The sequence below is a fragment of the Paenibacillus pedocola genome (assembly GCF_031599675.1).
GTDB classification, from domain to species: Bacteria; Bacillota; Bacilli; order Paenibacillales; family Paenibacillaceae; genus Paenibacillus_AQ; species Paenibacillus_AQ pedocola.
This window is the reverse complement of sequence record NZ_CP134223.1, coordinates 554,231-566,955: the sequence shown is the minus strand read 5'-3', so window position 1 is coordinate 566,955 and position 12,725 is coordinate 554,231. Positions and strand designations below refer to the sequence as shown.

At 53.2% G+C, this 12,725-nt stretch carries 10 protein-coding genes; 1 reads left to right on the top strand and 9 read right to left on the bottom strand.

The window, feature by feature from the left end; genetic code table 11:
• Positions 1–42 precede the first annotated feature (42 nt).
• The 3 genes from QU597_RS02455 to QU597_RS02445 all read right to left on the bottom strand — a co-directional run bounded on the left by QU597_RS02455 (position 43) and on the right by QU597_RS02445 (position 6,710).
• Positions 43–828 carry a hypothetical protein gene (locus tag QU597_RS02455; protein WP_310831217.1) on the bottom strand — a complete coding sequence of 262 codons (786 nt, stop codon included), beginning with the start codon at positions 826–828 and terminating at the stop codon, positions 43–45.
• A gap of 41 nt (positions 829–869) precedes the next feature.
• On the bottom strand, positions 870–3,959 hold the full coding sequence (locus QU597_RS02450) for a DEAD/DEAH box helicase (protein WP_310831216.1): 3,090 nt from the start codon (positions 3,957–3,959) through the stop codon (positions 870–872).
• A gap of 303 nt (positions 3,960–4,262) precedes the next feature.
• Positions 4,263–6,710, bottom strand: a complete 2,448-nt coding sequence (locus QU597_RS02445) for a glycoside hydrolase family 31 protein (RefSeq protein WP_310831215.1) — start codon at positions 6,708–6,710, stop codon at positions 4,263–4,265.
• Positions 6,711–6,909: 199 nt separating this feature from the next.
• Between QU597_RS02445 and QU597_RS02440 the strand changes: the two genes are divergently transcribed.
• Complete coding sequence (locus QU597_RS02440; RefSeq protein WP_310831214.1) at positions 6,910–7,668, top strand: TspO/MBR family protein; 759 nt, start codon at positions 6,910–6,912, stop codon at positions 7,666–7,668.
• 168 nt (positions 7,669–7,836) lie between these two features.
• Here the strand turns inward: QU597_RS02440 and QU597_RS02435 are convergent, their stop codons facing one another.
• The 6 genes from QU597_RS02435 to QU597_RS02410 form a co-directional block, all read right to left on the bottom strand.
• Positions 7,837–8,217 (bottom strand): RidA family protein, encoded by a 381-nt coding sequence (locus tag QU597_RS02435; protein ID WP_054943116.1) that lies wholly within the window; start codon positions 8,215–8,217, stop codon positions 7,837–7,839.
• Positions 8,218–8,323: 106 nt separating this feature from the next.
• Entirely contained in the window at positions 8,324–8,986 is a 663-nt protein-coding gene (locus QU597_RS02430; RefSeq protein WP_310831213.1) for an oxidoreductase, read from the bottom strand.
• Between the two features lie 43 nt (positions 8,987–9,029).
• On the bottom strand, positions 9,030–10,304 hold the full coding sequence (locus tag QU597_RS02425) for an MFS transporter (RefSeq protein ID WP_310831212.1): 1,275 nt from the start codon (positions 10,302–10,304) through the stop codon (positions 9,030–9,032).
• A 118-nt stretch (positions 10,305–10,422) separates the two neighbouring features.
• Positions 10,423–11,820, bottom strand: coding sequence for a sensor histidine kinase (locus tag QU597_RS02420; protein WP_310831211.1), 1,398 nt, complete (start codon positions 11,818–11,820; stop codon positions 10,423–10,425).
• 157 nt (positions 11,821–11,977) lie between these two features.
• Positions 11,978–12,244, bottom strand: a complete 267-nt coding sequence (locus QU597_RS02415; RefSeq protein WP_310831210.1) for a hypothetical protein — start codon at positions 12,242–12,244, stop codon at positions 11,978–11,980.
• A gap of 56 nt (positions 12,245–12,300) precedes the next feature.
• Positions 12,301–12,504, bottom strand: a complete 204-nt coding sequence (locus tag QU597_RS02410) for a CsbD family protein (RefSeq protein ID WP_236335756.1) — start codon at positions 12,502–12,504, stop codon at positions 12,301–12,303.
• Positions 12,505–12,725: the final 221 nt, after the last annotated feature.

The window sequence follows — 12,725 nt, the reverse complement described above, 5'->3', positions numbered from 1 at the left end:
ATCCGTATCCCCTTTGAGATACGGACCTGCGTACAATTAAGGTTACAGCTTACCCAGCCCCGCCGCCCGCCGGGCGGCGGATTCTGCCACATGCCGCATGATCAGAGTAAGCCCTTCGCTTGCCCTGGGCGTATTCGGCAATAATGTCTCCCAGCTCTCCGTCACTTTTGCCACGACCGGCGAGGCAGGAAAAGGACGGGAGGCAATCTCATGAAACAAGGGCCCCGGCTGGTGCAGCGAGCCTTCGGCTGCCGCCTCCGCCAGCCATTCCCCGGTGGGTACAGCAGGGCCTTTCCGCTCCAGCCGGGCAAGCTCTGCCGCAAGCACACTACCCGGTGCCGTATGGCCCTCATCTTGAGGGGCCGTTTCCTCCTCCATCCAGAGAGCAAATACAGCGCCCAGCAGCTCCTCCTTGCTCATTCCGCGCAGCAGGAACATCAGCAGCGGTTCCTCCGCAAGCCGCTTCTTAACCCAGGCCAGGAGCCCCCCCGGCTGCCGGGCTTCGGGGTTGCTGCCGTAACCCGCCGGATCCAGTTCAGCCGGCAACAGCTGAAGCCCGGCCACACCGCCAGTCACTCTGCCTTGCAGGAGTTCATAGAGTTCACCCGGATGTCCGGCAAGCTGCTGCAGCACTTCCTCTTTCCGTTCAGCAGACCACTGCGGAACTTCCAAAGAGAGAACCGGCTTTACCGCTTGCTCCTGGATGGCGGCCGCTGCGCCTCCGGATCTTGTCCCCGGTGCTTCCGCTGCTTGAAGCAGCCCCTGCATCTCCAGCACTTGTATAACGCCCGGCTCGATGACTAGCCGCAGTTCCGGCTGTTCACTCATGGATAATCCTCCTTTTACTGAACCTTCTGTATTACCTTTATCTACATCCAGTCCTGGCCTTGAAGCTCAATAAGCTCTTGCAGCTCATGGTTGGACATTTCTGTCAGCCAATTCTCCCCGGAACCGACAACCTGTTCGGAGAGGTTTTTCTTGCGTTCGATCAGTTCGTCAATCCGTTCCTCCAGCGTGCCTTGGCAAATCAGCTTATGCACCTGCACATTCTTGTGCTGCCCGATACGGAAAGCCCTGTCGGTCGCCTGATTCTCAACGGCCGGATTCCACCAGCGGTCATAATGCACCACATGATTGGCCCGTGTCAGGTTCAGCCCGACACCCCCCGCTTTGAGCGAGAGCACGAAGAATGCCGGACCCTCGCCTTCCTGGAACTCATGAACCATCTCATCGCGCTCCCGTTTGGGAATGCCGCCATGCAGGAACAGCGGCGCTTTGCCGTATCTTTTGGCCAATCTGCTGACGAGCAGCTCCCCCATCGCCACATACTGGGTGAAGATGAGCGCAGACTCCCCAAGTTCGGCGATACTGTCCAGCACCTCGAACATCACTTCCATTTTGCCGGATTGTTCAGTGCGCAGGCCCCGTCCCTCTTCCTTGCGGAACAGCTGCGGGTGGTCACAGATTTGCTTCAGCTTGGTCAGAGATGAGAGGACCAGACCGCGGCGGGCCATGCCAGAACGTTCGCCGATCACGCCAAGCATTTCATCGACTACGCCCTGGTACAGTGCCGCCTGTGTCTCCGTCAGCGGACAATAGGATTTCAGCTCCAGCTTCTCCGGCAGATCCTTAGAAATGTCCGGATCACTCTTGAGCCTCCGGAGCAGGAATGGCGAAACCAGACGGTGCAGCTCCTGCAGCCGCTCCCCGCCTTCGCCGGAAACATACCGCTGGCGGAAAGAGTGATACGACCCCAGATAGCCAGGATTGAGAAAGTGAAAAATGGACCACAGCTCACCGAGCCGGTTCTCCACCGGTGTGCCCGTCATGGCAATCCGGTGCGGAGCCGACAGCTTCATCACACTCTGCGCCTGCTTCGTACGGTGATTCTTGATATACTGTGCTTCATCCAGAACAACCGTGGACCAGCGTACCCCCGCCAGATCTTCACTGTCCCGGCCGGCTAAGTGATAGGTGGTGAGCACGATCTCATGACTGGCAGCAAGCTCTATGAATCCTTCACCCCGCACCCGTCTCCCCCCGTGATGAATATGCACGCTCAGTGACGGCGCAAAGCGCTGCAGCTCGCGCTGCCAGTTCCCGAGCAGTGAGGTCGGGCACAGAATCAGCACCGGCTCCCGCTTTTCTTCAGGCGGGGCTGTTAAGGCCCTGTCCAGCAGGCAGGTAATGACCTGAATGGTCTTCCCAAGCCCCATATCGTCAGCCAGGCATACACCAAAGCCCAGCCCACTGAGTGCAGCCAGCCATTGAAACCCCCGCTCCTGATAAGGCCGCAGTGTACCATGCAGGCTAGGCGGCACTGTGCGTACCGGAAGACTGCGCAGAATATCACCATGCATAAGTGAGGACAGCAGCCCGTACGTTTCCATGCCTGTAACGGACATGCCTTTCCAGAGCCGTTCTTCCCCATCCTCGGCCTCCAGACGCATCCAGTCCGCTGCCGACATTTCTCCGCTTTCATGGCGTTTCATATATCTCAGCACCTGGCGGATCTCCTTGGGATCCACTTCGATCCACTCTCCCCGGAAGCGCACGAACGGCACTCCCGCCTCTACCAGGGCATTCAACTCTTCTTCAGTGATTGGATTGTCGCCAAGCGATGCTTCGATCCGGAAGGAGATCAGCTCCTCCATACCCAGCGACGGTTGTGCAGGGCCGTCCATTGTGCCTTGAGGGGGCTGCATCTTCATTCTCATCCCGATCCGCCGCCGCCCTTCACGGCTCCAGCGTGAGGGCATTTGTATAGTGATGCCCCACTCACGCAGCTGCTGCACGCTCTCCTTCAGGAAGAAGTAGAGGCGCTCCGGCTCAAGTATGGCGCCTGTCGGGGCCGGAACAGTCAGCGCACGCTGAATGTCCGGCGATATTCTTGCCGCCCGCCCCAGCGCAGCCAGCAGCTGCTGCTGGATATTGCGGTACCGCTTGCCCCACAAGGTGAACTCACGCTCGGGACTGCTCCAGATTGCCGCAGCCGGGAGCCAGACTTCCCCTTCCTCCCGGCTCTCTGCCCAGAAGCTCAAGTGCCATAGCTCACTCTCCTCTGCAGGCGGCTCCAGACGCAGTCCCAGACTAAGCTGCCCGCTATGCTCCTCCTCTGCCTCGGCATGCGGCACTTCGCTTCCTGCGGTCCCGTTTACCGCTGAGAGCAGTTCAGTCACCTCAGCGGGCGTCCCCTGAACCGGAATGTCCCGGCTGCCTGTAAGCAGACTGTTCCACCACAGTTCTGTCAGGGGCGAGTATCCGCGGCGGTAATTCGCCTTGTAAGGGACGAGTTCACTTTCTATACCTGCAACAATTTTTTTGATCTCCGCAGTCATTACTGCCTGCAAAAAGGAATACAGCACATAGCCGCCGGCATCTTCACGCGAAGACAAATCCCCCTCCTCGGCAACATGGGTTCCGAGCGCCAGCACTGGCATGGACGCTGCCAGCTGCAGAAAAAACTCCTTGTCCGCCTCATTCCGGAAAGCCGGGGACCAGCAGGCGGTAGCTGCCTGCTCCCCGCCGCGGCGGCGGGAGCCCATAGGGCGTGGCGGCATTGCACCAGGCACAATCCCGCCTGTGCCCATCAGCTCCAGTGCAAACCTGGCCGCAGCCGCCCAGTAGCGCAGTTCACCGCCTGCTTCCACTCCCTGGGCACGGCATACCTCTTCATCCCAGGCCAGCAGCAGCTCAAACGCATCCTTCGGCGTGAGGGCAAGCCCTTCAAGCGTACGCCCAGGCAATCCGCGCCGCGCCGTCCTCCCTTCCGTCAGAGTGGCAACCGGATATTTCACTTCCGCCAGCCGCAGCGCAGCACCCGCAAAAGGACGCCCTCCTCCCCGGAACTCCAGCTTCTTGATCACGCGTGTCCATGCGTCGACCTTAGGTTCTGAGGTTTCACCGGAGAAGCAAAATAAAACATCCCCTAACCATATTGCATACAGATGCTTAATCATTGGTGATCTCCTGTCTTTAAGCAAACAGAAAGAGCCAGCCCGTTCCATTTGGGGGACCGTATCCTTCTCCGCGAGAAATATATTTTGAACCGGAACAAATTCTTCATCCCTTCATCTTATACGAAAAAGCCGCGATTTAAAAACGTTTCTGCATTTTTTCTGTAATTTTATGTAGAAGCAGCAGTTAATCCTGCCTTCTAGCGGCGCTGTATAGGGATGATTTGATAATATGGTAAAATCCGGAATTATTTTTTTAAGAAAAAGGCCGCCCGCTAGGGCAGCCCATTCCTCCTTGCTCACAGGTTATTCTGCCGCCCTAATTCGCAGTCCCCCGCCGCTCCGTTCATCCGGGGTCTGAATAATAATCGCTCCGTTCTTACCGTTGCGCGTCCAGCCCTTGCGGCCTTGCTCCAGCTCTTCGAGACTGATCTCAGGCAGTCCGTCTACAGCATCAGCTTTGAAAAAAGGATAGCACAGGGCAAACCGCAGCATTTCCCGCACCGGCTTATACGCATCGGCGGTATAGGACCAGTTGAGCAGCAGCCCGTCTCCTGTCCCTTCAGCCTGGACAATGAGCTGCGAATACTCCCCCCTGCGGTAGCCAAAGCTGTGCCCGTCATCCTCATACAAGGTAAACATTGCGGAGAACTCTTCCTCCTGCTCTGCACCATACAAGTGGAAGGTAACCGTCTCCTGGACTTCCTCCAGCGCATACTGCTTCAGCGGCCCTTCGGCAACAAAGGTGCCCGCCTTCACATACATCGGCATGATGTGCAGCGGTGCTGCCGCAAGGATATGCCGCCCGCCCTCATGAATTTCTCCGTCCCAGTAATCCAGCCAGCAGCCTTCCGGCAAATATACCGAGCGGTGATCCGTATCCGGACGGTAGACGGGGGCAATCAGCACGTTCTCACCAAGCAGGAACTGGTCACACAGATTGGTCACACGCGGATCACGCGGGTACTCCAGAATCAGCGGACGGATTACCGGCAGGCCGCTGATTTCCGCTTCACGAAACAGATTATAGATATGCGGCATCCAGCGGTACCGCAGGCCGATGAATTCGCGGAGAATGCCCTCCACTTCAGCACCGAAGGACCACGGCTCCTGGCGCAGCGTACCAATAGAGGAATGATTCCGGCAGTAAGGGAAAAAGACTCCCATCTGTGTCCAGCGCACCAGCAGCTGTGCAGAGGTATGATGGGCGAAGCCGCCGATATCCGGCCCGGCAAAGGCCAGCCCGGACAGGCCCATGTTAAGCACCATCGGAATAGCCATAGCCATATGCTCCCAGAAGCTGCGGTTGTCCCCGGTCCACACGGCCGCATACCGCTGGATGCCTGCATATCCCGCCCGGGTCAGCACAAAAGGACGTTCACCCGCCATATGCTCTACCAGCCCCTCATAGGTCGCCTTGGACATCATCATCCCGTACAAATTGTGGTATTCCTCATGGGTCACCGGACGCCCGTTGTTAAAATGCATGACATCAAGATCCATTGTTTTGGATTCATTGAATACCGCCGGTTCATTCATATCATTCCAGATCCCCTGAATACCGAGGTCAGTATAATATTTATGCAGATCCCCCCACCATTCGGCCGTCCGGCTGTCGCTGAAATCCGGGAATGCGCTGATACCCGGCCAGACCTCACCGAAGAAGATGTCGCCTTCCAGCCTGCGGCAGAAATGCTTGTTCAGCACCCCTTCCTTGTATACCTCGTATTTGGGGTCTTTTTTGACACCGGGATCTACAATCGGCACGATGCGCACACCAATTTCACCAAGCTCAGCAATCATCTTCTCCGGCTCCGGGAAGTTAACGGGATCGAAGGTGAATACCCGGTACTCGTCCATATAATGAATATCCAGATAAATCACATCGCAGGGAATATTCTTGTCGCGGAAGGTCCGGGCCAGCTGCAGCACCTCCTGCTGATTCATATAGCTGTAACGCGACTGATGATAACCGATCGCCCATTTGGGCGGAAGCGCAATCCGTCCGGTCAGCGTAGTGTATCTTTTGACCACATCCTTCATCTCTGGCCCGTTAATAAAATAAATGTCGTAAGCGCCCGTGGAGCAGCCAATCGTGAAGGCAACCCCGTGTGAGCGCATATCAAAATCACTCCGTCCGGTATTGTCGAGAAACAATCCGTAGGTGAGTTCGCCGTGCATATGAATAATCAGCGGAATGGATTCGTATAGCGCTTCAATTTCAGGCAGGTGAGGGGCAAAAACATCCGTATTCCAGTTGGTATAATGCTCCCCGCGCTTATCCAGAAAGCTGGATTTTTCCCCCAGACCATAAAAATGCGAATCCGGCTGCATGTCATACTCAGCATGGCTGGCACCGCGCGGATTCCAGCTCGTCATATTCTGCTGCATAATGACTTTGCCATCCCTATTCTCTACCCGGAGCAGAAAGGTCGTTTTCTCAATAATTACTGTGATGACACCAGTCGTAAAAATCAGCTGCTCCTCCGTCTCCTCCACCGGGAATAAATGGGGAATGCAGCGTTCTGCCAGCACTGCCTCGGTTGTCGTCAGATCCGGCACCTGGCCCCGGAAGACCTTCATCCGGAACATATCATCACTTAAAAATACAAACACCATTCCCCCGCATTCCCCGCGGACAATGTAGATGTTCTCTGAACGTTCCCAGGACACCATTCTTCCCGGGGTATTCCATGTCTCCGTCATTACCAGCGGCCCCATCTTTTCAGGGCGTATTGCTTCACTGCTCTCCATCTTCGCTTTCCCCTCCTGCCATCATCTTTCTTGCATTAAATACATATTACCCCGACTTGCTTGACGGCTATCCGCCAACTTCATGACCTGCAAGTCATTTTTTTTACGGAAGATAGTCTTAATTGCCGGCAAAGCGGGTATATTCTATTAGGTCAAGCCCGTCACGTCTTCACTATAAAGCTTAGGGAGTGAAATAATTATGCTGCGGAACAATCCTTATAAGTGGTGGAACCTGCTGTTTTTCCTGGGTGTCATCATAGTCAACACATTGTCTGTAGTCCTGCCGCTAGGGGGCAACAGCACCGGTGAAATCTCCGACAAGTACCATACCTACCTCACACCGGCAGGCTATGCGTTCTCCATCTGGTCGGTTATCTATCTTCTGCTGGCCGGATTCGTTATTTATCAGTTCCGCCCAAATACCGGGTCACGGGACTCCGTTCAATCTATCGGAATCTGGTTCGTGCTGAACTGCGTCTTTAATATGAGCTGGCTGTTTCTCTGGCATTATTTATACATCGAGCTTTCTCTGGTCGCTATGGTTCTGATTCTGATCTCGCTGATCGTCATCTACCGGAAGACCAGAGCTATTGATCACCCGACTACCGGCGAACAATGGCTGATCCGACTGCCCTTCAGCATTTATCTCGGCTGGATTTCTGTTGCTACCATCGTCAACGTCAGTGTCGTGCTCGAGAAAAATAATTGGGACGGCTTTGGCCTGAGCGATCCTGCCTGGGCTGTAATTATGCTTTGCGTGGGCACCTTACTCGCAGTAATTGTCAGTTTCCCTCATCGTGACCCTATCTATCCGCTGGTCTTCGTATGGGCGTTCATCGCCATTGCTCTTGAGCAGCGGGAGACCAGCAGCATATTCGTAACCGGAGCGGTCACGGCGGGCCTACTGCTGCTCTATAGCCTATGGCTGCTGCTCACACCGCGCCGCCGGAGATACTAACGGTCACGGCGGATAGGCAGGCATGTATGCAAAGAGGCCGCCCGTTCATGATTGCTCATGGACTGAAGGCAGCCTCTTTGACGATCTGTTTCCCACAAAAAAATCCCCCGACGTCCCTGTTTACACAGAGTCATTGAGGGATGTTGCCATAAGGATTATAAGGACCGTTTATTTCTTGCGTGCGACCGCTTCAATTTCCACCAGTCCGTCTTTGGGCAGCCGGGCCACCTCTACTGCACTGCGGGCCGGATAAGGCTCAGTGAAGAATGTGCTGTACACTTCATTGACAGCAGCAAAATCATTCATGTCCTTCAAATAGACTGTGGTCTTCACAACCTGGTCCATCGAAGCGCCGGCTTCCTCAAGGATAGCCTTTACATTGCTAAGCGACTGCCGGGCCTGTTCCTGCACCCCTTCTGCCAGCTCTCCGGTTTCCGGGTTCAGACCCAGCTGTCCTGAGGTGTACACCCAATTGCCGGCTGCAATAGCCTGACTGTAAGGCCCGATGGCTCCTGGCGCCTGGGTGGTTGCTATCTGCTTTTTACTCATAATAAGCTCCTCCTAAGGTGTACACGACATCTATGTCATTATGTACAGATGATTTATGTCCCATTGTACGTCCTTGACTCGGTTTATTGCAAACTCCTCATACCCTTTACCGGCTGCCGATTACATGGATAACCTCGTTCGTGTATATATGTACTCCGCCCGTATTGGCAAGAGCAATATTCACCATCGCTTTTGCTACCTTATCCCCGGGAATCGCCCGGTACCGGGCCAGCTTACCAACCATCGCGAAATCCAAAGCCTTCATGATGACGGCAGCAACCTGTTCGCCCAGCCTGTGTTCAGCCCGCTCCCCCAGCAGCAGCGACGGCCGAAAGATGTGCAGGCCATGAAAACCGACGGCTGTCAGCCCGTCTTCAGTCCGTCCTTTGGTCCGGGAGTAGAAGTTGCGCGATTTGGAACTTGCACCCATAGAGGAGACCACCAGAAATTGCTTCACACCGGATGCTTTGGCTATTGCGGCAGCTTCAAGGGGGTATTCCAGATCAACCCGCTCAAATTGTTTCTGCGAACCGGCTTTCTTGATCGTTGTGCCCAGACAGCAAAAGACGGCACTCACCCCGGCGAATTGTTCTTTATATTGCCCTAGCTGCTCCCAGTCCATACGGATCTGCTTCAGCTTGGGATGGTTCAGCTCGAGCGGACGGCGGACGAGTACACGCACCTCATCCCATTCCCCGGTAAGCAATTCCCGGGTGACCGCCTTGCCTATAAGTCCTGTAGCTCCAAGCACTACCGCTACCCTTGTCATTTAGACCTCTCCCTTTGCGTTGCCATAAGCCCTGGCTTTTTCTCTATTCATCCCTGAGAATCCGGCGGCCAAGCAGCAGCGCCAGCGCAATCATCAGTAACCCGACAACAACCTGCATCCCGTAGATTTGCGTCCACTCCGGCCAGCGAATAATCCATTCGTAAATCTTGCCTCCGATCAGCGGACCGAAGAAAGCTGCCAGCCCGGTGAGCGCCGCATACATCGCCATGTACATCGGCCGCTCCTTCTTGGGGGTGTCTCCGATAATAAAATTGAACGCCAGCTGGTTGAATCCCCCTACGCCCAGGCCAAACATAATATGCGCCGCAAAAAGCACCGGCAGCACCGGCAATACGGACAGCATCCCCCACATCAGTGAGGACAGTGCGATAATCGGCAGCGTCCAGAGCAGCAGCCGTTTATTGCTGTATCTGGCATTCAGATTGCCCCAGACGTAGAAGCTGGCCATCATGAAGATCGTCTGTGACACATTCAGCAGCGATAACGTCTGATAGTTAATATGCATAAGCTGCAGCATGACATAGGAATAGAGCGGAACGGTAAGGTTCTGCAGCAGCAGCCAGGCGGCAAGAAATAGTGTTGATTTCATAAACAGCTTATCGTGAAGCGGTTTCTTAAACATCGGCAGAAATTCTTTTTCCTCCGACTTCTCAAACGGAACATCCGGATAAAAGCAGAACACAATTACATTGGAGACCGAGAAGATCCATACAACGATATACAAAATCAGAAATCCGTGCCCGCCCGGATAGCGGTCCAGCACAATACCTCCGCCGTACATCACGAGACTTCCCAGCGCGTTCAGAAACGTATTGCGGATGCCGAAATAACGGCCTCTTACACGTGCGGGAACCAGGTCGCTAATAACCGAGGTCCACAGCATACCACCCGCCGTATTGGCAATGAACGCGACTGTATACATAACGATGAAAGCTGCAACCCAGTGTTCCTTGGGAAAGACAAAGGGCACAAGCCCAGTCGCCGCCCAGAGCACTCTATGCAGGCCAATAAAAGTGACCATCGCCCATTTGCGGCTTGGCAGCTTTTGAATCAGAAAAGCAACACCAATCTGTGCTACGTTGACCAGCGTGGTAAGCGCCAGTACAAATCCAATCTGGCTGGAACTCGCCCCCAAATATAGCAGAAATCCAGTTAAAAACTGCCCTTGCAGCAGCACCTGGAAAATAGTCGATGGTATCCCTTCAAACGTAGCGACTCTAAGATTGTTGCGGTGAACCGAAGCTTTGCGGACACGTTTGGGACGAATACCCGGCAGCCTGTTTCTCATGATGTTCATGGGGGTGATAACACTCCTTTGATGCGGCATTGGCTCCATTCTACTCAGCATCACCCTGCTGTCAATACAGCAAAATCACAAATTATGTTGGAGCCGGAGGATCCCTTCCCCCTACCAGCTATAAAGGCAAATAAAGAGAGAACCTGCTCCCCTGCTTTTCTTCACTGTGAAGCGTGATAAATCCGCCCAGAAGTCTGGCAAGATCATTGCTGATCGACAGGCCCAGTCCGGTTCCGCCATATTTGCGGCCGATCGTTGCGTCTGCCTGCTGAAAAGCTTCAAAGATGATGTCATGCTTCTCTGCGGCAATTCCGATGCCGGTATCCTGCACATCAAATACAATCCAGCGCCGCTGAAGAGCCCCCTCCTTCTGCTCAAACGTGCGGATATTCAGCGAGATATGTCCCTCCATAGTAAACTTAAAGGCATTAGAGAGCAGGTTACGGAGAATCTGCTGCACACGCTGGGGATCGGAATGAATGACCTGCGGCACCTGGCTGTCAAGCGTAACCGTGAATTCCAGCCCCTTAAGCCTGGCGGCAACACTGAACTGCAACGTCAGCAGCTCCGGAATTTCACTGACGTTCAAATCTTCCTTGTTAATATCAAGCTTCCCGGCCTCTACCTTGGATAAGTCCAGAATATCATTAATAAGCATCAGCAGATCCTCGCCCGAGCGGTGAATGATTCCCGCATATTCCTTTGTCTCCTCCCGGTTCAGGGAGTCATTATTTTCTTCTATTAATTGAGACAAATTAATAACACTGTTGAGCGGCGTTCTGAGCTCATGTGACATCGTGGCCAGAAACTCTGATTTGTATTGGGAAGCCAGCGTCAGCTGCTTCGCTCTTTCCTCCAGAATAATTTTGTTCTTATGCAATTCTTCAGTCTGGGCGGACAGCAGCTCATTCGCTCTTATAATTTGTCCGTTGCGCAGCAGATCGAGCTGGAAATCGCGGATAATCAGTGCGAACAGCAGGCTGAGCACCAGCCCGGCAGATAAGGTTATAGGCATTATATCCGTGATATACATCCGGTCCGGCACCACGCCAAAGGCGATGATATTGACTGCATTCATTAAGTTCACCACGAGAATTACGATCAGTCTTTTGATCCAATAAGCAACATTCGAACGGCGCACCCATAAGCTGAGGGCGGCACAGACAAACCCCAGAATGGACAAGTTAAGTACGCCCGCCACTGTCGCCTCGTTGATTCCAAAGGTAAGCCGGGTAATTCCGATGCCCACACCAATCAATATGAGAATAAAAGGCTGCGGGTAGGCTAAAGTGGAAATGATCAGCGGTACATACCGCAAATCAAAGATTGCATGCTCGCCCAGCCGGTATCCGAAAACCGTGCTAATCCATCCGGCAAAGATCGCCAGAATGACCCAGCTTATCTTCTTCATCCGCTCAGGTGCATATGTAATGGTATGTTTATATATTAAATTGCCCAGATAGGCCAAAGTAATCAGCAGGGCTGTGTTGATAAAAAAGATTTTCAAATACTCCATAGCCTCACTCCTGCAGCTTTTATAAGTTTATCCCTTTTCTTAGTTCATACTATCATAATAATAATTTAAATTCATGAAACCACAGTTCTAGTACTATGTATAGGAATAATTGGGTCTTGCAGTTACTGTTGGATTAAAAACCAAAAAAGAGCGCAAATCAAATTCGATTTGCGCTCTTTTTCTGAGACAAAAACCAGAGCCACATCGGATTCCAGCGCCTCTTGGTCACCTGCATACCGTCTGCTGTTGCCAAATCCGGTTCAGGCTTTTCTTCCAGGTCACATTCGGCGTGTGTCCAAATCTCTGCATCCGGAAGTGTATAATACCGGGGATGATAGGTGCAGAACATGTTTCCTTGCTGTGTAAGCACGCGATCAGCATTTACTTCAATAATCCTGCCGGTGACGACGGTCGGTTTGTACATATGACACCGCCTCTTCATGCAAATGTGACTACCCTATCACCCGAAGCCTCATTTAATTAGCTGCGGACCGATTGCTCCCAATTGCGGTACTCCGCCTCTGCCTGATCCTTGGTATGGCCGTACCGCTCCTGCAGCTTGCCGATTAATTTATCTTTTTCACCATCAATAACATCCAGATCATCATCCGTAAGCTGGCCCCACTGCTTCTTGGCCTCACCTTTAACCTGCATCCATTTCCCTTTAAATACATTGCTGTCCATTACAAGTTCATCTCCTTATTTTCCCTAAATTTAAGGTATATTCAGAGTTTCACGTGCTAAGGATGTATTACCCCCTGCCGCAGGAACTGAATCGGGAGGTTCTGAAGAAGGAACTTAATTACCGGGGTCGTATTTTGTCACATAATAGTCTCTTATATGTGGTATTCAAATTTTTTAAAATTTGATATAATCCAAATAGAGATAAATTAAATATAGATAAA

Coding starts and splice junctions, on each gene's coding strand:
- QU597_RS02445 (WP_310831215.1), bottom strand. CDS start 6,710: ATGGAGAGCAGTGAAGCAATACGCCCTGAAAAGATGGGGCCGCTGGTA.
- QU597_RS02425 (WP_310831212.1), bottom strand. CDS start 10,304: ATGAACATCATGAGAAACAGGCTGCCGGGTATTCGTCCCAAACGTGTC.
- QU597_RS02450 (WP_310831216.1), bottom strand. CDS start 3,959: ATGATTAAGCATCTGTATGCAATATGGTTAGGGGATGTTTTATTTTGC.
- QU597_RS02415 (WP_310831210.1), bottom strand. CDS start 12,244: ATGTACAAACCGACCGTCGTCACCGGCAGGATTATTGAAGTAAATGCT.
- QU597_RS02410 (WP_236335756.1), bottom strand. CDS start 12,504: ATGGACAGCAATGTATTTAAAGGGAAATGGATGCAGGTTAAAGGTGAG.
- QU597_RS02455 (WP_310831217.1), bottom strand. CDS start 828: ATGAGTGAACAGCCGGAACTGCGGCTAGTCATCGAGCCGGGCGTTATA.
- QU597_RS02435 (WP_054943116.1), bottom strand. CDS start 8,217: ATGAGTAAAAAGCAGATAGCAACCACCCAGGCGCCAGGAGCCATCGGG.
- QU597_RS02440 (WP_310831214.1), top strand. CDS start 6,910: ATGCTGCGGAACAATCCTTATAAGTGGTGGAACCTGCTGTTTTTCCTG.
- QU597_RS02420 (WP_310831211.1), bottom strand. CDS start 11,820: ATGGAGTATTTGAAAATCTTTTTTATCAACACAGCCCTGCTGATTACT.
- QU597_RS02430 (WP_310831213.1), bottom strand. CDS start 8,986: ATGACAAGGGTAGCGGTAGTGCTTGGAGCTACAGGACTTATAGGCAAG.